Raw genomic sequence first — 23,086 nt, 5'->3', positions numbered from 1 at the left:
TTACTCGTCTTCGGACTCGTCCTTGGGTGCAGACGACATTTCCTTGAGCTTGGCGAAAACGCGAGCCTGCTCTTGCTCGGGCGTCTCTTCAGATTCTTCAGCAGCCTTCGGCGCCAGAATTTCGGCTCGAGCCGTCGTCTCGGCGGCGGGCAGCAGCGTCCCGGCGCGTTCCAACTCTTCGCCGCCAGTTTCCTTGCGATCTCGCTCCGTGCGGCGTGCAGCCTTCTTCACCTCGGCATCGAGATCGATCTGCGAGCAAAGGCCGAGCGTCACCGGATCCTGCGGCGTCAGCTGTGCCGAGTTCCAGTGCGTGCGGTCACGGATTTGCGCAATCGTCGGCTTCGTCGTCCCGACAAGGCGCATGATCTGGCTGTCTTTCAATTCCGGATGGTTACGCAGCAGCCAGAGCACCGCGTTCGGCCGGTCATGACGGCGCGAAACCGGCGTGTAGCGCGGTCCCTTGCGCGTTTGCGGCATCGGCGGCAGCTCGACCTTGCTGACGGCAAGCTGGAGCTTATGAGCAAGGTTCTTTTCGCCCCGCGCGATTTCTTCGCGCGTCAGCTGCCCCGTCGTCACGGGGTCCATGCCTTTGATCCCCTGCGCCACTTCGCCATCGGCGATACCCTTAACCTCAAGCGGATGCAGGCCGCAGAATTCGGCAATCTGATCGAAGGAGAGCGCCGTGTTCTCCACCAGCCAAACGGCGGTGGCTTTCGGCATTAGGGGGCGGCGGTCGCTCATGATGTCCTCGTTCGGTCCTTCGCAACGGGTCGCGAAGGGCGGCTAAAACGGTAAATTAAAGGGGAATGGTCCTTTATAACGCCTCCAACCGCCTCGATGCAAGGCTCATTGCCTTAATCAAATGCAACAAGGCCGCAGCCATAACTGGTCCAGTATGGTTGCAGCCAGCGTTTGTAGCGGGTTAGTGTTCGAGAAAAATGGCTTGGTCCAATGATCTGGCTCAATAACATGCAGGGACGTCTGAATGCTCGCAACAGCCGGCCGAACCAAATATTTCGAAGACTTAGAGGTCGGTCAGGAAGCCTCGATGTCGCGAATAGTCAGCGAGGCGGATATCGTTGCCTACGCGGCGCTGTCTGGTGACTACAACCCGGTCCACCTCGACTCTGAATACGCCGCCAAGACGATCTTTAAGGAACGGATTGCGCACGGCATTCTGTCGGCGGGCTACATCTCGGCCATTTTCGGCATGAAGCTGCCCGGTCCCGGCGCCATTTACATTTCCCAGACGCTGAATTTCCGCGGCCCCGTCAAGATTGACGACCGCGTCGAAACCCTGGTCCGGCTCGTCGAACTCATTCCCGATAAAAAGCGCGCGCGCTTCGAGTGCTTGTGCTCCGTCGCAGGTAAGCCGGTGCTGACCGGCGAAGCAGTTCTGATGGTTCCTGGCCGGCCGAGGTAAAGGCAGTCTAGCCCGCGATCGTTTTCCCTTAATAGGTATGCCACCGGGAACTCCGACGAGGCTGCGCCGAATGCACGTCATCCATGGATACAAGCACGTTCCGCCGGAATATCGCGGTTCGGCCGTCGCCATCGGCAATTTCGACGGCGTCCATCGCGGCCATCGGGCGCTGATCTCGGAAGCGAAATCGCGCGCTACCGAAAAGAATGTCCGCGCATCTGTGCTCACGTTCGAGCCTTATCCGCGCGAGTTTTTTCAGCCGAACGAGGCCCACTTCCGGTTGACGCCGCTCAGGCGCAAACTCGAGATCTTCGCGGGCCTCGGTCTCGATATTGCGTTTGTCGAGCCGTTCAACGCCGAAATCTCCGGGCTGACTGCCGAAGACTTCATCCAGCGCGTGATCGTGGCGGGCCTTGGCGCCAGCCACGTCGTGATCGGCTACGACTTTTATTTCGGCCATAAGCGCAGCGGCAATCCGGAGATGATGTTGCGCGCCGGGGAAGAACTTGGATTTGGAGTGACCGTCATGCCGCCAGTTGCCGAAGCGGGCGAACCGTTCTCTTCCTCGGCCGTCAGGCTCTATCTGGCGCAGGGCGATGTCAAAGGCGCCGCCCACATGCTGGGTGAGGCTTGGCGCGTTGCGGGCAAGGTCGTCGGCGGCGCCAAGCGTGGCACCGGCATGGGTTACCCGACCGCCAACCTGCCGATGCCGAAGGGGACGACTCTCGGCCATGGCATTTATGCTGTGAAGGCCTATTTCGACGGTGTGCCGCATGACGCCGCCGCCTATCTCGGCACCCGGCCGACGTTCGACGACGGCATGCCGGTGCTGGAAGTCTTCCTGTTCGACTTCAACGGCGACCTCTATGGCCGCGACATGGAAGTCGAATTCATTGATTTCATTCGCGCCGACCGGAAATTTCACACGGTCGAAGAGCTGGTCGCCCAGATGGACAAAGACATCGCGGCGGTGAAAGCGGTTTTGGCCAAGTCTTAACCCTCGTCATCCTCGGGCTCGGCCCGAGGATTCATCGGCAGCGAAGCAAGTGGATAAATGTATCCTCGGCACAGAGCCGACGATAACAAGCTGAAAACATCCGATCTCCCCATCCATACCGTCACCCCGACGAAGGTCGGGGCCCAGCCAAGCCGGAAAAAAGTGTGATTTCCAAGGCTTGTCTGGATCCCGGCCTGCGCCGGGATGACGTTAGTTGGTGGGAGGCGCCGCAGTCAGGCGCAGGATGACTTGGCGAACGCACCTTGCTAGAACCCGCGCTGATTTCCTTTGGAATTGAAAGCTCAACTGATGTCGAAAGACGCCAAGGCTGCCGACAAGGCAGGTGCAACTCCGGAAGCTGCTGCCGGACGCGATTGGGGCAAAACGCTGTTCCTGCCGCAGACCGACTTTCCCATGCGCGCCGGGTTGCCCGAACTCGAACCCAAGCTCTTGAAGCGCTGGGACGAGATCGGCCTTTACGAAAAGCTGCGTTCACAGTCGAAAGGCCGAGTGAAGTTCACCCTCCACGACGGCCCGCCCTACGCCAACGGCAACATCCACATCGGCCACGCGCTGAACAAGATCCTGAAGGACCTGGTCGTCAAATCGCACCAGATGCTCGGCAACGATTCAAACTACGTTCCGGGCTGGGACTGCCACGGCCTGCCGATCGAATGGAAGATCGAGGAACAGTACCGCGCCAAGGGCAACGAGAAACCGAACTTCTCCGACCCCGTAGCGATCAACGCCTTCCGCGATGAATGCCGCAAATTCGCCGCTCATTGGATCGACATCCAGCGCGAGGAATTCAAACGTCTCGGCGTCGTCGGCGATTGGGAACGCCCATACCTCACAATGGACTATCGTGCCGAAAGCATCATCGCGCGCGAGCTGATGAAGTTCGCCGCCACCGGTCAGCTTTATCGTGGTTCGAAGCCGGTCATGTGGTCCGTCGTCGAGAAGACGGCGCTGGCTGAGGCTGAAATCGAATACCAGGATTATCAGTCCGACACGATCTGGGTGAAGTTCCCAGCGAAGGCGCTCCCGGAACTCGACTATATCTCGCAAGCCGATCTGCCGCCCGAACTCCATCCCGAGTGGACGCCGGACAATCTACTTGGCGCCTCCGTCGTCATCTGGACGACGACGCCGTGGACGATTCCCGGCAATCGCGCGATCAGCTTCTCCTCGAAGATCACCTATGGGCTTTACGAGGTGACGGCTGCGCCCGACGGCAACTGGGCGAAGGTCGGCGACCGTTACATCCTGGCCGATAAGCTTGCCGCCGACGTGATGAAGGCAGCCAAGGTCGAAGCGTACGAGAAGCGCGAAACAGTCAGCGCCTTCGAGCTGCGCCATCTCGTATGTGAGCATCCGCTGCGCGACCTCGGCTATGCCTTCGATGTGCCGATGCTCGACGGCGATCACGTCACCGACGACGCCGGTACGGGCTTCGTCCACACCGCGCCAGGCCACGGCGCTGACGATTACAACATCTGGATCGCGAACCAGAAGAAGCTGCGCGATCGCGGCATCGACACCGAAATCCCCTTCACCGTCGACGCCGATGGCATGCTGACGAAATTAGCACCCGGCTTCGAAGGCAAGCGCGTGTTGAAAGAGAACGGCGATAAGGGCGACGCCAACGACGCCGTCATCAAGGCGTTGGCCGAAGCCGGAAACATCATCGCCCGCGGACGCTTGAAGCATCAGTATCCGCACTCGTGGCGTTCGAAGAAGCCGGTCATCTTCCGCAACACACCGCAGTGGTTCATCTCGATGGATAAGCCACTTTCCGCGCTTGGCGGCCGGCTCTCCGAAGGGGAGTCGTCAAGCGCCAACAAAAGAGGACATAACGCGCCAACGCTCCGCCAGCTTGCTCTCGAAGAGATCAAGCGTGTCGCGTGGGTGCCGACAGCGGGCGAGAACCGCATCACCGGCATGATCGAGAACCGGCCCGACTGGGTCGTCTCGCGCCAGCGTGCGTGGGGGGTGCCGATCACCGTTTTCCGCAACGTCGAGACGGACGAGGTCATCCCCGGCCCGGGCTTCGAAAAGTCGGACGAGCTGATCGCTCGCATCGAAAAAGCCTTCTACGAAAAAGGCGCCGACGTCTGGTTCGAGGAAGGCGCGAAAGATCGCTTCCTCAAAGGCTTCATCTCGCCGAAAGACAAGAACAAGTGGGAGCAGGTGAAAGACGTGCTCGACGTCTGGTTTGATTCAGGATCGACGCACGCCTTCACGCTTGAAGATCCGACGGCTTTCCCCGGTTTCAAAGGCCTACGCCGCAAGCGCGAGGGTGGCCAGGACCGCGTCATGTATCTCGAAGGCTCCGACCAGCATCGCGGCTGGTTCCATTCGTCCCTGCTTGAAAGCTGCGGTACGCGCGGCGACGCGCCCTACGACATCGTGCTGACTCACGGCTTCGTGCTGGATGAGAAGGGGCAGAAGATGTCGAAGTCGCTCGGCAATGTCGTCGCGCCGCAGGATGTGATGTCGAAGTCCGGCGCCGATATTCTTCGCCTCTGGGTTTCCGCGTCCGATTATTCCGACGATCTGCGCATCGGCTCGGAAATCCTGAAGACATTCTCGGAAACCTACCGCAAGCTGAGGAACACGCTGCGCTGGATGCTTGGTGCGCTCGCGCACTTCAAGCCCGAAGAGGCGGTGCCCGTGACGGCGATGAAGCCGTTCGAGCTTGAACGGCTCATGCTGCATCGTCTTGCCGAACTCGATCATGAGATCCGCAAGTCTTATGAGCACTACGACTACCGCAAGATCATCGGCCTGCTCTCGCAGTTCATGAATACCGAGCTGTCGGCATTCTATTTCGACATCCGCAAGGACACGCTCTACTGCGAAGCGCCGTCGAGCCTGAAGCGCAAGGCGGCGCTCACCGTCATCGACAAGCTGTGCGATGCGCTGATCCGCTGGCTCGCGCCGATCCTGTCGTTCACCGCAGAAGAGGCATGGCTGCTCTACAAGCCCGATGAAGCCGAGAGCGTGCACTTAATGCCGTTCCCGAAGATTCCGCGCGAGTGGCGCGACGACAATCTGGCTGCCAAGTGGGATCGCGTGAAGGAAGTCCGCAGCGTCGTGACAGGCGCGCTCGAAATCGCCCGAGCCGAAAAGAAAATCGGCTCGTCGCTCGAAGCCGCGCCCGACGTGTTCGTCACCGACGCGGATTTGATGTCGGGTCTTGACGGCGTCGACATGGCGGAAGTCTGCATCACGTCGGGCATTTCGATCTCGGCCGATGCGCCGCCAAGCGCTGCCTTCACGCTTCCGAACGAGCCCGGCGTTGGCGTTGTCGTAAAACGCGCCGAAGGGAAAAAGTGCGCGCGTTCGTGGCGCATCACGAAGGACATCGGTTCCGATCCAGCGTATCCGGAACTGTCGGCGCGCGACGCCGCCGCCATGCGCGAGATCGACGCCGGAGCAACGGTATGACGGATGTAGCGTCCTCGCGAAGCATCTTCTGGAGCCGCTCGGCGCCGCTGGCGTTTGCCGTCATCGTCCTGACGATGGCAATCGACCAGCTCCACAAGTGGTGGATGCTGCACGTCTACGACATCGAAGCGAAGGGCCGCGTCACGGTCGGTCCGTTCCTCGATCTCGTCTACGTCAAGAACATCGGCATCAGCTATTCGCTCTTCAATCAGGCGAGCATGACCGGCCAATATCTGCTCGTTGCTTTTGCCGTAGCCGCCAGCTTCGGTCTGTGGCTTTGGCTCAACTGGAGCCGTGGCAGCCGCCTCATGGCCTTAAGCCTCGGACTGATCATTGGCGGCGCGCTCGGCAATGCCATCGATCGGCTGCATCTGGGCGGTGTTGCCGATTTCTTCTCGTTCCACGCCTACGGTTTTCACTGGTACGTCTTCAACATCGCTGATGTAGCCATCGTTGCCGGGGTAATTGGCTTGTTGTATGAGTCCTTCAGGGGCGAGTCGCATTAGCGCCGCAAAGTCGGCCTAACTGGGCTTCGGGGGCGTGTCGGTGGGACACGGACATAAAAGCATGTCGTTGAAAAACGGTCCGAAAATCAGTTTCTGCGTATCGGCGCTGACGCTGGTTCTGGCCGGCTGCGGCGGAATTGACGGCGTGCAATTGAACGGCAAGGTCTTTGACGCTGTTGGTTTGAACGGCCCGTCCACCCCGGAAGGCGATCCCAAAATGGCCGTCCGCCAGCCGCTGACGCTGCCGCCGACAGACTCGCTGCCGCCACCCGGAAGCGGAAGGGCCGACCAGCCGTCGCTTGCCTCCATTCAAGACCCCGATCGAAAGAAGGTTGTCGATCAGGCCGCGCTCGAAAAGCAGCAGGCGGAATATTGCCAGAAGAACTACACGGAGCCGATGCAGCGGGGCGACTCGTCTGCCGAATCCGCGTCGGGTCCGCTTGGCTCATGTCATCCGTCGATTTTCACGGCCGTTCAGAAGTGGACGCAGAAAAAGCCCTATGAGGACACCGGCGGCGAAGACACTTCGTCGACGCAGTGATCGCCCAAAAGAGCAATAACCAAATATTTCCATCGCCGTAAAAATATTGATCGGGGCGGGTTTGACGCGCCTTGAGATGAACGCCTTGTCATTTGACTTTGATTGCCCATCTGCCGCTCACTGGCACGGCTTCCCGCTATCCGGCGTCCGCGCCTTCTCGCGAAAGTAATCCCCGGCTCTGCAGTTTGGGGTAGGATCAAAAACGCTAGGGAGCAAACTACTGCATTCGGTTCGAAGGATCGCCATAATGCGTCTAGCGACGTGCTCCCGTATTAGCCTCTTAACCGTATTGGCCACCCTGATGCTCGCAGTTACCCCACACGCCCGCGCCGCCGACGGCAGCACCCGTGCTTCGGAATTCAAGCTGTCGAACGGCATGGAAGTCGTCGTCATTCCGGATCATCGCTCTCCGGTCGTAACCCACATGGTCTGGTATCGGGTCGGCGCCGCAGACGAAGTGCTCGGCAAGTCCGGCATCGCTCACTTCCTTGAGCATCTGATGTTCAAATCGACCGACAAGATTCCGGTCGGCGAATTCTCCAAGATCGTCAGCCGTCTCGGCGGCCAGGACAACGCTTTCACCGGCAACGACGCGACCGCCTATTTTCAGCGCGTCTCGAAAGACCGTCTCGGCAAGATGATGGAGATGGAAGCCGACCGCATGGTCAACCTGCGGCTCGACGAAAAGGAAGTGCTGACCGAGCGGAACGTCATCCTCGAGGAGCGCCGCTCGCGCATCGATAACAATCCCTCTGCGTTGCTCGATGAGCAGATGAACGCCGCGCTCTATCTCAATCACCCGTATCATAAGCCGGTGATCGGCTGGTATCGCGAGATGGCGCAGCTCTCGCGTCAGGATGCGCTTGATTTCTACAAGCACTATTACGCGCCAAACAACGCCATCCTGGTCGTCTCGGGCGACGTCACCGATGCCGAAGTGAAGAAGCTCGCCGAAGACACCTATGGCAAGATCCCAGCCAATCCGGCCGTCTCTTCCGTTCGCCATCGTCCGGGCGAGCCGCCGCAGCTTGTCGCGCGCCGCTTAGTGCTGAAAGATCCCCGAGCGGGCAATTACCTGATGCAGCGTTACTATCAGGCGCCGAGCTACGTAACGGCCAAGCCCGGCGAAGCCGAAGCGCTTGACCTGCTGATGAAGATCGCAGGCTCGGGCTCCACCAGCCGCATCTACAAGAAGCTCGTCGTCGAGCAGAAAATCGCCTCCAGCGCCGGCGGTGATTATTCCGGCTACGGTCTCGACGGCGGCACGATCTCGCTCTACGGCATCGCCGCCGATGGCGTGCCGCTCGAAAAGGTCGAAGCCGGCATCGATGCTGTCCTGGCCGACATCGTCAAGAACGGCGTCACCGACGCAGAGCTGACGCGCGCCAAGAACAGCTATCTCGCCGACTACGTCTACGACAGCGACAATCAGGCGACGCTCGCGCGCCGCTATGGCTGGAACCTCGCCGTCGGCCGCACGGTCGCCGAAGTCGAAGCGTGGCCCGACAATATCTCCAAGGTCACGACCGACGACGTGAAGAAAGCCGCTGCTCAGTACCTCGACATCAAGGATTCGGTGACGGGTTACCTCGTTCCCGACCAGTCGGGCGTTGCCCAGGCCAACGACGATCTTCCGCCCCCGTCCGCAGGCGGCGTATTGAGGTGATATTGATGACAGCAATCTCACGCGCGGCTGCAAAGGTCGTTCACCATGCAGCCCGCTTCGGCATCGTCTCGGCCCTTCCGGCCTTGGCTCTGTTGTTCACCGCATCCGCCAGTCAGCCAGCATCAGCCATGAACATTCAGAAAATCAAATCTCCCGGTGGTATCGAGGCATGGCTCGTCGAAGAGCACAGCGTTCCTCTGCTGTCTTTGCGTTACGCATTTGACGGTGGCAGCAGCCAGGACCCGGTCGGCAAGGAAGGCCTCGCCAACTTCCTCACCGCGATGATGGACGAGGGTGCCGGCGACATCAAATCCGAAGACTATCAGGAGCGCATGGAAGATATCGCCATGCGCATGAGCTACGACGACAGCAAGGATTCGCTCTACGGTTCGTTCGAGACGTTGACGAAGAACCGCGATAAGGCCGTAGAGCTGTTGAAGCTTTCCGTGCAGAAGCCGCGCTTCGACACCGATGCCGTCGAGCGCATCAAGCAGCAGCTTCTCGCCAACCTCGCCTATGCCGATAAAGATCCCGACAAGGTCGCGATCCGTGAATGGTACGCGCAGGCTTTCCCCAACCATCCTTACGGCCGTTCGGCGACGGGCACGGCCGAAACCGTCTCGAAGATCACGCGCGATGATCTCGTCGCCTATCACAAGAACAACTTCGCGCGCGACAATCTGAAGGTCGTCGCGGTCGGCGATATCAACGCTGCCGAGCTTGGCAAGCTGCTCGATGATGTCTTCGGCGGCCTGCCCGCCAAGGCCGATCTGGCGCCCGTCGCCCAGACTGCGCCGGTGAAGGGCGGCAGCCAGAAGATCATCGAAATGGGGGTGCCGCAATCGGTCGCCGTGTTCGGCATGGGTGCCATGCCGCGCAAGGACCCGGATTTCATCACCGCTTTCGTCGTCAACCACATCCTCGGCGGTGGCGGTTTCTCGGCCAAGCTGATGGAAGAGGTCCGCGAAAAGCGCGGTTTGGCTTATTCGGTTTACACCTATCTGCAGCCCTATCAGCACGCATCGATCCTTGTCGGCAGCGTCGCGACCAAGAACGCGTCGATGGCTGAGAGCCTCAAGATCATCCGTAGCGAAATGAAGAAGATGGCCGACAACGGCCCGACAGCGGAAGACCTTCAGGCGGCGAAAGATTATCTCACGGGCTCTTATGCGTTGCGCTTCGACACCAACTCGAAGATCGCCTCGCAGCTTCTGGGCCTGATGCAGGAAGGGTTCGGCCCCGACTACGTCGAGAACCGCAATGCGATGATCAACGCCGTCACGCTGGCCGATGCCAAGCGTGTCGCTGCTCGCTTCCTGCAGCCCGACAATCTGGTCGTTACGATTGTCGGTAAGCCGGTGGGCATGAACTCCGCTGCAACACCGCCGGTTCTACAACCCGCGGTCGCCGCCCCCACCCGTGGCTGACAAAAAGCAAAAATGCCATCTTCGGATTTAATCCGAGGATGGCATTTGTGACCCCGTTTCCATTTACGTCGTCCTGGAGGCGGCCGGGACCCAGCCAAGCAGAACAACTGCGGTGCCTGACCGGGGCCGATACGGCTCGCGCAGGCTCTTCGTCGGCATAACGGCCGGTCTGTCCCGCGTCTTTGCGGCACATCTCTTAGGCACATGTCCCATAACTGTTGGCACGCCGGTTAACGCTCCCCTTGGCATAACGCGAAGCGCACTTGGCCGCACATCCGAAATCGGTTAGGCCGGAACGGATTTAGGTAGGGAGCGTTGAAGCGGCCATGCAAGACGGGCAGCGACACGACGGGAATATGTTTCAGCAGAATATTGACGGGTGCCTCGAAAACGCGATTGGCCAACACGGTCTCGCGCCTCAGGCTTACGCCTCTTGGCTCGACAGCATCGGGCCGCATGTCGAAACCCTGAAAGACGACTATCGCAAGGACCGTCTCCCGCTTCTGCGCATCGCCGAGGAGGAGCAGGACATCGCTGACGCCGAAGCGGCGCTCGCGAAACTTTCCGAAGGCGCCAAGACGCTCGTCTTCTTCGGCACCGGCGGATCGAGCCTCGGCGGCGAGACTTTCGCGCAGATCGCAGGCTGGGGCATTTACGGCGTCGCACTCCCGGGACAGGCCAAGCGTCCTCGTACGCGCTTCTATGCCAACCTCGATGGCGGTACGCTGCAAGGTGTTCTCGACTCGCTAGACCTGCCGACGACGCGCTTCATCGTGACGTCGAAATCTGGGGGCACCGCCGAAACACTGGCGCAAACGATCGCCGCGTTGACGGTGGTGAAAGCCGCGGGTCTCGAAGCGCAAATCCCGAAAATGTTTCTCGGCATCACCGAGCCCGACAAGCCCGGCAAGACGAATGGCCTACGCACGCTGCTGTCGACGTTCGGTATTCCCATGCTCGAGCATCACACCGGCATCGGCGGCCGCTTTTCGTGCCTGACCAACGTCGGCCTGATGGCTGCTCTCGCGCGCGGTCTTGATGCGCGCGCCATTCGCGCTGGCGCCAAGAGCGTGGTCGACGCGCTTCTCGCCGCCAAGTCCGCATCTGATTTCGCGCCCGCCGTCGGCGCCGCCACCGCCGTCGCGCTGTCGAAGGAAAAAGGCATCGCCACGCTCGTAATGATGCCCTACGCCGACAAGCTCGGCCGCCTCTCGGCGTGGTTCGTGCAACTCTGGGCAGAAAGCCTCGGCAAGGGCGGCGAGGGGACGACGCCGATCGGCGCGCTTGGCCCCCTTGACCAGCACAGCCAGCTCCAGCTTTTCATGGATGGTCCGCACGATCACTATTTGACGATTCTGCGTGTCGCGAGCGAGGGCGTTGGCCCCAGGATAGACCCGGAACTCGCGCGAATCGCTGGCGCCGAAATGCTTGGCGGCCACACCGTCGGCGATATCGTCTCCGCCCAGTCGCATGCTCTGCCTGAGGCTTTGGCGCGCGCTGGGCGTCCGGTGCGAACAATCGACATTGCAAAACTCGACGAAAAGACCATCGGTGCGCTGCTGATGCATTTTATGATTGAAACGATTCTCGCGGGGCGCTTGCTCGGTGTCGATCCCTTCGATCAACCGGGTGTCGAGCTTGCGAAGGTCCTGACGAGAGAGCGCCTCGCGAAAGGCGCTTAGGCGCCTTTTGACTGGGGGAACGTTCAAGGTGGCGATCCGGCAGCTATCGCCAGAAACGATCAATCGCATCGCCGCGGGCGAGGTGATCGAGCGTCCGGCGAGCGTCGTCAAAGAGCTTGTCGAGAACGCCATCGACGCCGGCGCAACGCACATCGAGGTCGTAGTCTCGGGCGGCGGGCTGTCCCTCATCCGTGTGACCGATGATGGCTCCGGGATGAGCCCGGATGATCTCGCGCTCGCCGTCGAACGTCACGCGACTTCGAAGCTCGACGAAGAAGATCTGTTCGACATCCGCTCGCTGGGTTTTCGCGGCGAAGCGCTGCCGTCCATCGGCTCAATCGCGCGGCTGGAGATACGTTCGCGCACGGACGGCGTCGCGCAAGGTTCGGCCATTGCCGTCACACGTGGCGCCAAAGCACCCGTAGCGCCGTCGGCAGTCAATCGCGGTACGGTCGTCGAGGTCCGAGATCTTTTCTCCGCGACGCCTGCGCGCCTGAAGTTTCTGAAATCCGAGCGCGCCGAAGCGATGGCCGTGACCGACCTCGTCCGCCGTTTGGCGATGGCGCATCCTGACATCGGCTTCACACTGCAGACGGGCGAAAAGCGTCCAACGGTTTTCGCGCAAGGCGATCGCTCCTCGGCTGCCTGGCTCGAACGTATCGGCGCCATCATGGGGCGCGAGTTCATGATCGACGCGCTCGAAGTCTCGGGCGCGGCGAGCGGGGCGTCAGCTCCGATGCGCGTCTTTGGCTTTGCAGGTCTGCCGACGCTGCACCGCCCCGACAGCACGCAGCAGTTTCTGTTCGTCAACGGCCGCTCAGTGAAGGATAAGCTGCTGATCGGCGCGGTCCGTGCAGCCTACGGCGATCTCATTCCGCGCGGACGCTCGCCGCTGCTGGCGCTGTTTCTCGACGTCGCGCCGTCGGATGTGGATGTGAACGTGCATCCGGCCAAAGCCGAAGTGCGGTTCCGTGATTCTGGCCGCGTCCGTGCCATGCTCGTGCGTGCGCTGGCCGACGCATTGGCGACTGCGGGCCATCGTGCCTCCGCGCAAGGCGGCGTGCTGACGGTCGAGAGTTTCGAGACGGGCGTTCTGCCGAATGCCGCGGCTCAACAGTATTCCCCTCAGATGCCTTCGGATTACGGTTGGATGCCCTCGCCCGCGCGGCCACCGGCTTTTGCAGAAACCACGCCGTCACCGTTCGCCGTATTCGATGCGCCAAGCGCTAATGCGCCGGTCATGCACGCGCCCCCTGCCGCCGAGCACACGATCGACAAGCCGCTCGGCGCCGTTCGCGCGCAGGTGCACGAGAATTACATCGTCGCGCAAACGCGCGATGGCCTCGTCATCGTCGATCAGCACGCCGCGCATGAGCGTCTCGTCTATGAGAGATTGAAAACCGCGCTGGCGAATGGCGGCGTCGCGACGCAAGGCTTGCTCATTCCGGCGATCGTCGAACTCGATGCCGACGACGCTGCGTTGTTGGCGGATCGCGCCGACGAGCTTGCCGAACTCGGCCTTGTGCTGGAAAGCTTCGGGGAGGGCGCGGTCGCCGTGCGCGAAACCCCTGCACTGTTGGGCGATACCGACGTCGAAGGCTTGGTGAAAGATCTCGCCGCCGAAATACGGGCGGATGGCGCGCCGCGCGCTTTGAAGGATCGCCTCGATAGCGTGGCCTCCCGCATGGCCTGCCACGGCAGCGTGCGCTCTGGGCGAAGGTTGACTGTCGAAGAGATGAACGCGCTGCTTCGCCAGATGGAAGCGACGCCCTATTCCGGCCAATGCAACCACGGCCGCCCGACCTACGTCGCGCTCAAACTTACCGACATCGAACGCCTGTTCGGCCGGCGCTGAGCGATACCAAGCGTCATCCCGGCGAAGGCCGGGATCCAGTCAACCATAAACGGCGCAAGTGCTGCCAATGGCCCGGATGCCGACCTCCGTCGGCATGACGGTGGTGTGGATGCAAAGTTTGTCATACTCGGCTTTATGCCGAGGGGGCCATCCTGCATTGAGGTTGGTGCGAAATGGATCCTCGGGACAAGCCCGAGGATGACAAGTGGGAAGGTATGCGCTTGCGGCCGGCGCGCGGAACGCGTGTCGCAAGCGCCAAATTATCAGTGATCGTCGTCGCTTGCGGGCTCAGCGTTGAGCTGGCCGTAGTTCTCGACACCAATCTTGGAGAGAAGGTCGAGCTGCGTTTCGAGGAAGTCGATATGACCTTCTTCGTCTTTCAGAAGGTCCTCAAACAGCAGCATCGTCACGTAGTCGCCGACGTCGCGGCAGATCTCGCGCGACTTTTTGTAATGATCGCGGGCGATGTTCTCACCCTTGAGATCGCATTCCAGAACTTCCTTGAGGTTCTCACCGATCATCAGCGGCGCGACGTGCTGGAGGTTCGGGTGGCCATCGAGGAAGATGATGCGGTCGATCAGGCGATCCGCGTGCTCCATTTCCTCGATCGATTCCTTGCGCTCTTTCTTGGCGAGCTTCTTGAAACCCCAGTTGTCCAGGAGGCGATAATGCAACCAGTACTGGTTGATGGCGCCCAGTTCGAGCTTCAATGCCTCATTGAGACGGGTGATGACGTCTTTATTGCCCTTCATGGCGCCGCTCCGTGCCGAATGTTGTCTCTGAATGCTTCCGTCCTGGAAATCCAGAAACATTCTAAAGTAGACAACTAACGGATTAGAGCGAGTTTAACCAGAGGCTTGCGAGATTTCTCGCGCCTTCGCAAAGGCACCAAATTTTTCAGAGTGTTACGCGATTGCGCGGCGTCTCTGGGCACGACGTTCTGCAATTTCCGCGTCGATCCGGCGCTGGCGGCGCTCACGGCGCTCTTCGATGCGGATGAGGCGTGCGCGCGCTTCAGCCAGTGCAAACGGACAGACGCGCGTGGTCGTCTCAAGCCGGTCCATGGCGGCATAAATGGCCGAAACCGTCAGCGGCGCGCAGCGGCAGCAGTTCATCTTCTTGTTGAGATGGCGAAAAACCACGCCAGGAGTCGGCAGAATGGCCGGACCTGTGCTCATTATTTCGGAAACCGCAACATCAATGTCGCGATCAGTGATTACGGCGCACGAACAAACGATCAATTGCGGCTCCAATCAAACGGGGTTCAAGGCCCCGGCATCGGATACCCAGTCGGGTTATCGGCTAGTAGTTTTCAGAAAAAGTATACTTTCGTCAAGCGCCCTTTTTCATGCGTTCGACATAGTACGCCAGTTCGCGAAAATCAAAAGCTTCCGTGCAGAAATGCGTGCATTTTCGCGCTTTCGATAGGTGCGGCGCCGCGTCGCCGGATCTGCTAACTTTGACGAGAAAATGGGGATTCTCAAGCTGCTAGCATGTCTTAGCGCTACGCCCCTGGTGAATGGCGTCGGCGCAGCAAAAGACGGCCCTTGGAGTGGGATTTGAATAATAGGGGTCCGGAGATATCCCCAGGCAGCACTGGCGGCGTCAGAGGTATCCTGACGATCGGCCTGCTGTTCTTCATCTTCGGGTTCGTGACGTGGCTGAATGGCCCGCTCATCACTTTCGTCAAACTCGCCTTCACCCTCGACGACGTCAACGCCTTCCTCGTGCCGATGGCGTTCTATCTGTCGTATTTCTTCTTGGCGCTGCCCGCGTCCGCCATTCTGCGGCGCACCGGAATGAAACAGGGGATGGCGCTTGGCCTCTACATCATGGCGGCGGGCTCGGTGCTGTTCGGTCAGTTCACCACGATGCGCGATTATACAGGTGCGCTGGCGGGGCTGTTTATCACCGGCGCAGGCCTGTCTCTGTTGCAGACGGCGTCGAACCCCTACGTCTGCATCATCGGTCCTCATGAAAGCGCCGCGCGACGCATTGCGGTGATGGGCATCTGCCATAAGCTCGCGGGCGTCATCGCGCCGTTCATCTTCGCGGCGCTCGTGCTGAAAGACGTCGAGACATTCGACACCGACGTCGCCAAGGCGCCGACACATGAGGCGCGAGAAGCCCTTCTGGATGCCTTCGCCGCGCGCGTCCACGCGCCCTATCTGTTGATGGCGCTGATGCTCGCGCTGCTCGGTGTTTGGATTGCGCGCTCGAAATTGCCGGATGTCCGGCCGGAACCCGCAGTCAACAGCGGAGAGATGCGAAGCGTCTTTGCCGTGCCGCATCTCTGGCTCGGCGTCGTGTGCCTGTTTCTCTACGTCGGCGTCGAGGTGATGGCGGGCGATGCCATCGGCCTCTACGGCGCGGGCTTCGGCCTGCCCATCTCGGCGACGCGGCTGTTCACCTCATACACGCTCTTTGCCATGCTGATCGGTTATGTCGCCGGTCTGCTCGTCATTCCGCGCTTCATTTCGCAGCAAAGCTATCTGGCGGTGTCTGCTGCGCTGGGCGTCATCCTAACGGTCGGCGCGTACCTGACCAGCGGGTACACGTCCGTCACCTTCATTGCCGCGCTGGGCTTCGCCAACGCCATGATGTGGCCCGCGATCTTCCCGCTTGCGATCCGCGGTCTCGGCAGCCACACCGAAACCGGCTCGGCCTTCCTCATCATGGCGATCTCGGGCGGCGCGCTGATGCCCTACGCGTTCGGTCTGCTGAAGGAGCACGTTGATTTTCAGCTGGCATACCTGCTGCTGGCCGTGCCGAGCTACCTCTACATCCTGTTTTACGGTGTGGCCGGATGGCGGGCGAAATCCGCAGCGTCATTGGCCCAACCCATTTAATTTTATCCGGGTATATTGACCGCGGTTTTAATCCGGGTAATATTCATCCCAATCACAATTGGGAATACCGAAATGACCGACTCCTTCAGCGCCTTCGACGGCAGCCACCGCTTTGCGTCCGGCACGCGCGCCTGCGTAATCAAAGCCATCAAGAAGCACCTCGAGCGCCAGCCGCAGGCGTCGTTGCTCGTCTTCGATGATGCCACCGGCAATCAGACTGATTTGGATTTGCGCGACAGCGGCGAGCAGCCCGCTGCAAGTCCGCCATCAGCACCGGCGTCAGACGTCAGCCGCGGCCCGGGCCGCCCGAAACTCGGCGTCGTCGCCCGCGAGGTGACGCTGCTGCCGCGGCATTGGGATTGGCTTGCCAAACAGCCGGGCGGCGCGTCGGTTGCAATCCGCAAGCTCGTCGACGAGGCACGGCGCACCACGGCGGCCACCGAGACGCCGCGCGTCGCACGGGAGCGAGTCTACCGGTTCATGTCCGCGATGGCGGGCAATCTGCCGGGCTTCGAGGAAGCGAGCCGCGCGCTTTTCGCTGGCGACGCAGAGCGCTTCGCGGCGCAGATCGAAAGCTGGCCCAAAGACGTCCGCGCGTATGCGCTTGGGCTGGCCGAAGGCGCATTCGCCTGACGGATCACGCCGTCGCTGCGAACTTCAAAAATCGCACGTCGGTGTCGCCGTAGGTCCGCGTATCGAGCAGTTCGAACGCCGCCGGAATAACGACGTCCGTTCCGGCGCGTTCTTCCAGCATGCAGATCGCGCCGGGCGTCAGCCATTTGCCCTCGGCAAGTCCGGCCAGCGCTTTCTCGCCAAGGCCTTTGCCGTAAGGCGGATCGAGAAACGCGAGCTCGTACGGCTCCATATTGCCGGCTGGCCCAAGATCGGTCGCATCGCGCCGGAAGATGCGCGTTTCGCCCGTGAGGCCCATGGCTTCGACGTTCTTGCGGATCAGCGCCCTGGCGTCCGGTGCCTCCTCGACGAACAGGCAATACGCTGCCCCGCGCGACACTGCCTCGATGCCGAGCGCGCCCGTTCCGGCGAAGAGATCAATCACGCGCGCGCCGTTCAGCGAAAAACCCTCGATGCCGTGGGTCAAAATGTTGAAAACACTCTCGCGCACCCGGTCGGACGTTGGGCGAACGCTCATATCGTCCGGCGCCTGCAAAGCCCGGCCTCGAAACCGTCCGGCGACAACTCTCATCTGTCGTCGGCCTCGCTCGCCGCCTTGCCGCGTGCGTGGCGTTCTTTGCGCTGTGCCTGGCTTTCCGAAAGCCCGAGCGCTTCGGACGTGCGCGGTCCAAGCTGTGCGATCAGCACCTTGCGGCGAACGGCTTCGACGGCCCCCGGCTGTAGATCGAGAAGCTGAAACGGCCCGAACGAGACGCGGATCAGTCGGTTCACCGTCAAGCCCAGATGCGAAAGCACGTTGCGCACTTCGCGGTTCTTGCCTTCGCGGATCGCAATCGTCAGCCACGTATTGGCGCCTTGCACGCTATCGACCTGCGCTTCGACCGGGCCGTAGTTCACGCCGTCGATGGTGACACCGTCCTTAAGTTTGGCGAGATCGTCGGGCGAAACGCGGCCTTTGGCGCGGACCCGGTAGCGCCGCACCCAGCCATTTGCCGGAAGCTCGAGATGCCGCGCCAGCGCGCCGTCATTGGTTAAGAGCAGCAAACCTTCCGTATTGAAATCGAGCCGCCCGACGGAGATCACGCGCGGCATCTCGGGCGGCAGCTTGTCGAACACCGTCGGGCGGCCTTCCGGGTCCGAATGCGTCGTGACGATGCCCTTCGGCTTGTGGTAACGCCAAAGCTGCGGCGGCTCGGCCGAAGGCAGCGGCTTGCCGTCGACGATCACCTTATCACCGGGTTTGACTTCAATGGCCGGCGTCCTCAGCAGCTTGCCGTTGACGCTGACGCGCCCATCGGCAATCCAGCGTTCGGCCTCTCGGCGCGAGCAGAGCCCTGCGCGCGCCATCGCTTTTGCGATGCGCATCGGCCCGTCGCGGTTCGCGGGCGGAGGCACGGCGGCCGGTTCCGGCGGCTTGGAGCGCTTTGGCCCGGACTGTCTCGGGCCAGACGCCTTTGGGCCAGACGCCTTTGGGCCAGACGCTTTTGGGCCTGACGGTTTCGGTCCGGAGGGTTTGGGCCTGGATCGTGGTGCGTTGGACATCATCAGATTCGAGCTATGAGGAGCGAAGCGAGCTTATGACATCGAAGGACGCCGTAAGCCATATGGCACGCGCGCTTTCCGAAGCGGAAGCGGCAGCTGCCCGCGGCGAGGTGCCGATTGGGGCCGTCGTCGTCGCGGCAGACGGTCGGATTCTCGCCAGCGCCGGTAATCGCACCCGCGAGCTGAACGACCCGACCGCTCACGCTGAAGTGCTCGCTATCCGCGCCGCCTGCGCCGAATTGGCCGACGAGCGCCTCGTTGGCTGCAGCCTTTACGTCACGCTCGAACCCTGTCCGATGTGCGCCGCCGCGATCTCGTTCGCACGCGTGAAGCGGCTCTATTACGCCGCCAGCGACCCGAAGGGCGGCGGCATTGAGCAGGGCGCCCGCATCTTCAGCCAACCGACGTGCCACCACGCCCCCGAAATCTACCCCGGCTTGGCCGAAGCCGAGGCAAGCGCGCTGCTGAGAGATTTCTTCGCTGCCCGGCGGGATTGAGGCGTCTTTTGCCTCCATACCCACCGTCATGCCGACGAAGGTCGGCACCCAGTCAACTATCCGTAGGGCGGTGTCTCGATTTGTCTGGATCCCGGCCTGCGCCGGGATGACGGTGTTGAAGCGAGCTTTACTGCTGCCCCTTGCGGCTACGCGGCAGCAGGCGGCGTTTGCGCCGTTCAGGACGCTGGATCGTGCGCACCTCGATGTCGCTGCCCTCGAGCACCGGCAGCGTCTCGACCGACAGCACGCGCGAAAGCTGTTGCTTAAGACGCTCTTTTGCGGGCTCGGCGGCAGTAAGGATATCGTCGCATTTGAGGAAATCGAGCACCTGGAACTGGCTCGTTCCCGAATAGATCAGAATGTCCGGCTGCCGCGTCTTGAGCTTCTCTTTGATGATCGTCCGCTCGAACAGAAACGCGCTCGAAAAGAGCGCCGAGAACGCGGTCGGCGCCACGCGCCTCGGATCGGGCACAGGCGCACCCGAAACGTCAATGGCGACGACGATGTCCGCTTCAGGCAGCAACAGATCGAAGGGCAACGGATTGGTCAGGCCGCCGTCGATCAGCGCACGGCCTTCCTGAATAACTGGCTGGAAAATAACCGGCAGCGCCATGCTCGCCGCAACCGCCGGACGAAGCCGCCCATCCGTGAAGACCTTCTGTTCCTGATCGTAGAAATCGGACGCCACGATCTTCAGCGGTATTTCGCATTGATCGAACGTTTCCTTCACGTCATTCGGAAGGATCATGTCGAGCACGGCCAGCGGATCGAGAATGGCGTTACGCGCACCGAAAAGGCTCAGAAACTGCGAGAACGGCTGCGCGCGACGCACGAACAGATCGCGAATGAGCCCGAACCGCTGCGACAGGATATAGCGCGTATGCTCACGCAATTCGCGGCCCCGAATGCCCGACGCATACGCCGCGCCGTAGACCGCGCCGATAGATGTTCCGGCGATGACGCTCGGTTTGATCCCGAGTTCATCGAAGGCTTCGAGCATGGCGATATGGGCAAGACCGCGCGCCCCGCCGCCGCCAAGCGCCAAACCGATTGTCGGCTTGTGCGCCGGGAGCTTGCCGTTGCCCGCAGACGTTTCCAGTGTCCTCGCCATGCCCAGCTGTTGTCCGATAATCCCGCTTACGTCTTCTGCCGTTCCAGCGCGCGCCAGCCGATGTCCTTGCGATAAAAGCCGCCTGGCCAGTCGATCTTGGCGATCGCCGCATAAGCGGCATCGCGCGCGTCCTTCACCGTCTTGCCGCGACCCGTGACGTTCAGAACGCGGCCGCCATCGGCGATGATGCGGTCCCCGTCGCGGCGCGTTCCGGCATGGAAGATTTCGACATTCGGGACGGCTTTCGCAAGATCGAGCCCTTTGATCTCAGTGCCTTTCTGCGGCGTGCCCGGATAGCCGTTTGCAGCCATCACGACCGTCAAGGCCGCGTCGTCGCTCCAGCGCATGTCGAAGGTTTTGAGCACGCCGTCCGCCGTCGCAAGAAGCGCCGCCAGCAGATCGGATTTGAGCCGCATCATCAAAACCTGTGTCTCGGGATCGCCAAAACGCACATTGTATTCGATGAGCTTCGGCCCCGTTGCGGTAATCATCAGGCCTGCAAACAAAACGCCCTTGAACGGCATGCCGCGCGCCGCCATTTCCTTGACCGTCGGGTTGATGATCTCGGTCATGACGTGTTCGGTCATTTCAGCCGTCATGACGGGCGCAGGCGAATAGGCCCCCATGCCGCCCGTATTGGGTCCGGTGTCGCCGTCGCCGACACGCTTGTGATCCTGCGCCGATGCAAGCGGCAGCGCCGTGACGCCATCGCAAAGTGCGAAGAAGCTCGCTTCTTCGCCGACCAGAAATTCCTCGATGACGACTTCGGCGCCCGCTGCACCGAATGCGCCTCCAAGACACGCTTCGACGGCCGCCTCAGCATCGGCGCGCGTTTCCGCAATGACGACGCCTTTACCGGCCGCAAGTCCGTCCGCTTTGATCACGATCGGAACGCTCTGCGATGCGAGATACGTTTTCGCCGCGTCGAGATCCATGAAACGGCCATAAGCCGCTGTCGGAATACCGGCTTTACGGCAAAGATCTTTGGTGAAGCCTTTTGACCCTTCGAGTTGCGCCGCGCTTTTCGTCGGCCCGAAATACCGGATGCCGGCATCACCGAGCGCGTCTCCCAATCCGGCCACGAGCGGCGCTTCCGGCCCGATTACCACGAGCTCGATGCGCTCATCGCGGCAGAATTCAATGATGCTGTCCTGGTTCGCAGGATCGAGCGGAATGCATTGCGCCACCTCGGCAATTCCGGCGTTGCCCGGCGCGCAGAAGAGTTTCGTCAAGAGGGGGCTCGCGCTCAACGCCCAGGCGAGCGCATGCTCGCGGCCGCCGGAGCCGAGAAGAAGGACATTCATCAGGTCGCCTGTTGCAATCCGGTTGTCAGTGTAGCATCCCCGTGTAGCATCGGCGGCGAAACAAGCAAGACCGCGAAAGAGAACGGTAAACTCTTGAATTCCATTCCAAACACGCGCGAATCCCGCTCCGGCGCCAATGCGCCCGAATTTTCGGTTTCCGAGCTGTCGGGCGCCATCAAGCGCGCGCTGGAAGATGGCTTCGGCTATGTGCGCCTTCGCGGCGAAATCTCGGGCTATCGCGGGCCGCACGCGTCCGGCCACTGCTATTTTGCCCTGAAGGATGACAAAGCAAAGATCGAGGCCGTCGTCTGGAAAGGCACGTTCGGCCGCCTGCGTTTCAAGCCTGAAGAAGGCATGGAAGTCGTCGCGCAGGGCAAGATCACGACGTTCCCCGGCTCTTCGAAATATCAGATCGTCATTGAAGCGCTGGAACCGGCCGGCGCTGGCGCGCTGATGGCGCTCTTGGAAGAACGCAAGCGCAAGTTCGCCGCTGAGGGTTTATTCGACGAAGACCGCAAGCGGCCGCGTCCGTTTTTGCCGAAGATCGTTGGCATCGTGACGTCGCCGACCGGCGCCGTCATCCGTGACATGCTGCACGGCTTCAACGAGCGTTTCCCGACGCGTGTCCTGCTTTGGCCGGTGCGTGTGCAAGGCGAAGGCAGCGCTGCCGAGGTCGCCGCCGCTATTCGTGGATTCAACGCGCTTGAAGCCGATGGCGCTATCCCGCGCCCCGACGTGCTGATCGTCGCGCGCGGTGGCGGCAGCCTCGAAGATCTCTGGAGCTTCAACGAAGAGATCGTCGTGCGCGCCGTTGCCGAAAGTACAATTCCGCTCATCTCTGCTGTCGGTCACGAAACCGATTGGACCTTGATCGACCTCGTCGCCGACGCTCGCGCGCCAACTCCGACGAAGGCCGCCGAATGGGCAGTGCCGAAGTATTCCGAGCTGATCGAAAACGTCGAAAAGCTGATGCTGCGCAAGCGAACGGCTGTGCGTCGCGCCATTGAAAGCGCCCGCACGCACCTGAAGGCTTCGGCGCGTGGCCTGCCGAAGCTTCAGGATCTGGTCGCCTTGCCGCGGCAGCGTTTCGATGCCGCCGACCGCCGATTGTCCCGCGCGCTGCTGGCCAACACCCGCGCCCATGCAACCAGGCTCGCCCGCGTCAGCGGCCGCCTGTCGCCCTCACCGATAGTTCAGAAGCATTCCAGATGTGCCGAGCGGCTCGATGGCCTGGAGCGCCGCGCCGGACGGGCTTTACTCAATCGCGTCGCGGTGAGCCGCCGCGTTCTCGAAGGCCGTGCGGCGCTGCTCAAGTCCTTGGGCTATCAGAGCGTTCTGTCTCGCGGCTTTGCCCTCGTGCGCAATGAAGCGGGGCATATGGTGCGTCAAGCCGCCTCTCTCGTTGCTGGCGACGTTTTGAATATTGAGTTTTCCGACGGCCGGGTCGGCGCCACGGTAAACGGCTCCGACGTATCCTCCGCAACGCCTGACGTTTCCAATCCGACGCCGAGCAAAGTTAAAACGCCGCGACAAAAGTCGAGTGGGCGAGGCGGGCAAGGCTCACTATTTTAAAAGGCTTGAAGTAGATTATAGTTCGCATCCG

General features: G+C 61.4%; 20 protein-coding genes. 13 read left to right on the top strand and 7 right to left on the bottom strand.

The window, feature by feature from the left end; genetic code table 11:
• Positions 1-741, bottom strand: coding sequence for a DUF1013 domain-containing protein (locus tag ACLB1Z_RS17625; protein WP_409561016.1), 741 nt, complete (start codon positions 739-741; stop codon positions 1-3).
• Between the two features lie 244 nt (positions 742-985).
• Between ACLB1Z_RS17625 and ACLB1Z_RS17620 the strand changes: the two genes are divergently transcribed.
• From ACLB1Z_RS17620 to mutL, 9 genes are all read left to right on the top strand, one after another.
• Positions 986-1,423: a MaoC family dehydratase gene (locus ACLB1Z_RS17620; protein WP_409561015.1), complete on the top strand. Its 438-nt coding sequence runs from the start codon at positions 986-988 to the stop codon at positions 1,421-1,423.
• 70 nt (positions 1,424-1,493) lie between these two features.
• Positions 1,494-2,420, top strand: coding sequence for a bifunctional riboflavin kinase/FAD synthetase (locus ACLB1Z_RS17615; RefSeq protein ID WP_409561014.1), 927 nt, complete (start codon positions 1,494-1,496; stop codon positions 2,418-2,420).
• Positions 2,421-2,729: 309 nt separating this feature from the next.
• Positions 2,730-5,870, top strand: a complete 3,141-nt coding sequence (gene ileS, locus ACLB1Z_RS17610) for an isoleucine--tRNA ligase (RefSeq protein WP_409561013.1) — start codon at positions 2,730-2,732, stop codon at positions 5,868-5,870.
• Complete coding sequence (lspA, locus tag ACLB1Z_RS17605) at positions 5,867-6,376, top strand: signal peptidase II (RefSeq protein ID WP_409561012.1); 510 nt, start codon at positions 5,867-5,869, stop codon at positions 6,374-6,376. Before ileS ends, lspA begins: the two co-directional genes overlap by 4 nt.
• A gap of 61 nt (positions 6,377-6,437) precedes the next feature.
• Positions 6,438-6,917, top strand: coding sequence for a hypothetical protein (locus tag ACLB1Z_RS17600; RefSeq protein WP_409561011.1), 480 nt, complete (start codon positions 6,438-6,440; stop codon positions 6,915-6,917).
• A 301-nt stretch (positions 6,918-7,218) separates the two neighbouring features.
• Positions 7,219-8,583 carry a M16 family metallopeptidase gene (locus ACLB1Z_RS17595; protein WP_409561010.1) on the top strand — a complete coding sequence of 455 codons (1,365 nt, stop codon included), beginning with the start codon at positions 7,219-7,221 and terminating at the stop codon, positions 8,581-8,583.
• A 5-nt stretch (positions 8,584-8,588) separates the two neighbouring features.
• Positions 8,589-10,010, top strand: coding sequence for a M16 family metallopeptidase (locus ACLB1Z_RS17590; protein ID WP_409561009.1), 1,422 nt, complete (start codon positions 8,589-8,591; stop codon positions 10,008-10,010).
• Between the two features lie 356 nt (positions 10,011-10,366).
• Positions 10,367-11,692 carry a glucose-6-phosphate isomerase gene (locus ACLB1Z_RS17585; RefSeq protein WP_409561008.1) on the top strand — a complete coding sequence of 442 codons (1,326 nt, stop codon included), beginning with the start codon at positions 10,367-10,369 and terminating at the stop codon, positions 11,690-11,692.
• A 28-nt stretch (positions 11,693-11,720) separates the two neighbouring features.
• Positions 11,721-13,547 carry a DNA mismatch repair endonuclease MutL gene (mutL, locus tag ACLB1Z_RS17580; protein ID WP_409561007.1) on the top strand — a complete coding sequence of 609 codons (1,827 nt, stop codon included), beginning with the start codon at positions 11,721-11,723 and terminating at the stop codon, positions 13,545-13,547.
• A 263-nt stretch (positions 13,548-13,810) separates the two neighbouring features.
• Here the strand turns inward: mutL and bfr are convergent, their stop codons facing one another.
• Together bfr and ACLB1Z_RS17570 are read right to left on the bottom strand one after the other, a co-directional pair.
• On the bottom strand, positions 13,811-14,299 hold the full coding sequence (bfr, locus tag ACLB1Z_RS17575; protein WP_013949443.1) for a bacterioferritin: 489 nt from the start codon (positions 14,297-14,299) through the stop codon (positions 13,811-13,813).
• A gap of 153 nt (positions 14,300-14,452) precedes the next feature.
• Positions 14,453-14,725 carry a hypothetical protein gene (locus ACLB1Z_RS17570; protein WP_409561006.1) on the bottom strand — a complete coding sequence of 91 codons (273 nt, stop codon included), beginning with the start codon at positions 14,723-14,725 and terminating at the stop codon, positions 14,453-14,455.
• 381 nt (positions 14,726-15,106) lie between these two features.
• Here ACLB1Z_RS17570 and ACLB1Z_RS17565 point away from each other — a divergent pair, with 381 nt between their 5' ends.
• Together ACLB1Z_RS17565 and ACLB1Z_RS17560 are read left to right on the top strand one after the other, a co-directional pair.
• Complete coding sequence (locus tag ACLB1Z_RS17565; RefSeq protein WP_409561005.1) at positions 15,107-16,396, top strand: sugar MFS transporter; 1,290 nt, start codon at positions 15,107-15,109, stop codon at positions 16,394-16,396.
• A gap of 72 nt (positions 16,397-16,468) precedes the next feature.
• Positions 16,469-17,029, top strand: a complete 561-nt coding sequence (locus ACLB1Z_RS17560) for a DUF2239 family protein (RefSeq protein ID WP_409561004.1) — start codon at positions 16,469-16,471, stop codon at positions 17,027-17,029.
• Positions 17,030-17,033: 4 nt separating this feature from the next.
• Here the strand turns inward: ACLB1Z_RS17560 and rsmD are convergent, their stop codons facing one another.
• On the bottom strand, positions 17,034-17,600 hold the full coding sequence (rsmD, locus tag ACLB1Z_RS17555; protein WP_409561003.1) for a 16S rRNA (guanine(966)-N(2))-methyltransferase RsmD: 567 nt from the start codon (positions 17,598-17,600) through the stop codon (positions 17,034-17,036).
• Positions 17,597-18,394 carry a pseudouridine synthase gene (locus ACLB1Z_RS17550; RefSeq protein ID WP_409561002.1) on the bottom strand — a complete coding sequence of 266 codons (798 nt, stop codon included), beginning with the start codon at positions 18,392-18,394 and terminating at the stop codon, positions 17,597-17,599. The genes rsmD and ACLB1Z_RS17550 overlap by 4 nt, the downstream gene beginning before the upstream one ends.
• A gap of 212 nt (positions 18,395-18,606) precedes the next feature.
• On the opposite strand from ACLB1Z_RS17550, the gene ACLB1Z_RS17545 reads away from it, so the two are divergent.
• A complete protein-coding gene (locus ACLB1Z_RS17545) occupies positions 18,607-19,068 on the top strand; it encodes a nucleoside deaminase (protein WP_409561001.1) in 462 nt (153 codons plus the stop codon).
• Positions 19,069-19,195: 127 nt separating this feature from the next.
• On the opposite strand, the gene ACLB1Z_RS17540 is transcribed toward ACLB1Z_RS17545, so the two are convergent.
• Together ACLB1Z_RS17540 and purD are read right to left on the bottom strand one after the other, a co-directional pair.
• A complete protein-coding gene (locus ACLB1Z_RS17540; RefSeq protein WP_409561000.1) occupies positions 19,196-20,179 on the bottom strand; it encodes a patatin-like phospholipase family protein in 984 nt (327 codons plus the stop codon).
• A 26-nt stretch (positions 20,180-20,205) separates the two neighbouring features.
• Positions 20,206-21,483 carry a phosphoribosylamine--glycine ligase gene (gene purD / locus ACLB1Z_RS17535; protein WP_409560999.1) on the bottom strand — a complete coding sequence of 426 codons (1,278 nt, stop codon included), beginning with the start codon at positions 21,481-21,483 and terminating at the stop codon, positions 20,206-20,208.
• On the opposite strand from purD, the gene xseA reads away from it, so the two are divergent.
• Positions 21,445-23,055 carry an exodeoxyribonuclease VII large subunit gene (gene xseA / locus ACLB1Z_RS17530; RefSeq protein WP_409560998.1) on the top strand — a complete coding sequence of 537 codons (1,611 nt, stop codon included), beginning with the start codon at positions 21,445-21,447 and terminating at the stop codon, positions 23,053-23,055. The genes purD and xseA overlap by 39 nt on opposite strands.
• Positions 23,056-23,086 lie beyond the last annotated feature (31 nt).

The organism is Hyphomicrobium sp. MC8b (genome assembly GCF_905067615.1).
GTDB lineage: Bacteria > Pseudomonadota > Alphaproteobacteria > Rhizobiales > Hyphomicrobiaceae > Hyphomicrobium_B.
The sequence above is the reverse complement of the archived record's forward strand: the minus strand, read 5'-3'. Positions and strand labels throughout refer to the sequence as shown.

Bases quoted from the DNA above. Each gene is read 5' to 3' on its own strand.
- ACLB1Z_RS17625 (WP_409561016.1), bottom strand. From the start codon at position 741: ATGAGCGACCGCCGCCCCCTAATGCCGAAAGCCACCGCCGTTTGGCTG.
- ACLB1Z_RS17620 (WP_409561015.1), top strand. From the start codon at position 986: ATGCTCGCAACAGCCGGCCGAACCAAATATTTCGAAGACTTAGAGGTC.
- ACLB1Z_RS17615 (WP_409561014.1), top strand. From the start codon at position 1,494: ATGCACGTCATCCATGGATACAAGCACGTTCCGCCGGAATATCGCGGT.
- ileS (WP_409561013.1), top strand. From the start codon at position 2,730: ATGTCGAAAGACGCCAAGGCTGCCGACAAGGCAGGTGCAACTCCGGAA.
- lspA (WP_409561012.1), top strand. From the start codon at position 5,867: ATGACGGATGTAGCGTCCTCGCGAAGCATCTTCTGGAGCCGCTCGGCG.
- ACLB1Z_RS17600 (WP_409561011.1), top strand. From the start codon at position 6,438: ATGTCGTTGAAAAACGGTCCGAAAATCAGTTTCTGCGTATCGGCGCTG.
- ACLB1Z_RS17595 (WP_409561010.1), top strand. From the start codon at position 7,219: ATGCTCGCAGTTACCCCACACGCCCGCGCCGCCGACGGCAGCACCCGT.
- ACLB1Z_RS17590 (WP_409561009.1), top strand. From the start codon at position 8,589: ATGACAGCAATCTCACGCGCGGCTGCAAAGGTCGTTCACCATGCAGCC.
- ACLB1Z_RS17585 (WP_409561008.1), top strand. From the start codon at position 10,367: ATGTTTCAGCAGAATATTGACGGGTGCCTCGAAAACGCGATTGGCCAA.
- bfr (WP_013949443.1), bottom strand. From the start codon at position 14,299: ATGAAGGGCAATAAAGACGTCATCACCCGTCTCAATGAGGCATTGAAG.
- ACLB1Z_RS17570 (WP_409561006.1), bottom strand. From the start codon at position 14,725: ATGAGCACAGGTCCGGCCATTCTGCCGACTCCTGGCGTGGTTTTTCGC.
- ACLB1Z_RS17560 (WP_409561004.1), top strand. From the start codon at position 16,469: ATGACCGACTCCTTCAGCGCCTTCGACGGCAGCCACCGCTTTGCGTCC.
- rsmD (WP_409561003.1), bottom strand. From the start codon at position 17,600: ATGAGAGTTGTCGCCGGACGGTTTCGAGGCCGGGCTTTGCAGGCGCCG.
- ACLB1Z_RS17550 (WP_409561002.1), bottom strand. From the start codon at position 18,394: ATGCGCATCGCAAAAGCGATGGCGCGCGCAGGGCTCTGCTCGCGCCGA.
- ACLB1Z_RS17545 (WP_409561001.1), top strand. From the start codon at position 18,607: ATGACATCGAAGGACGCCGTAAGCCATATGGCACGCGCGCTTTCCGAA.
- ACLB1Z_RS17540 (WP_409561000.1), bottom strand. From the start codon at position 20,179: ATGGCGAGGACACTGGAAACGTCTGCGGGCAACGGCAAGCTCCCGGCG.
- xseA (WP_409560998.1), top strand. From the start codon at position 21,445: ATGCTCGCGGCCGCCGGAGCCGAGAAGAAGGACATTCATCAGGTCGCC.
- purD (WP_409560999.1), bottom strand. From the start codon at position 21,483: ATGAATGTCCTTCTTCTCGGCTCCGGCGGCCGCGAGCATGCGCTCGCC.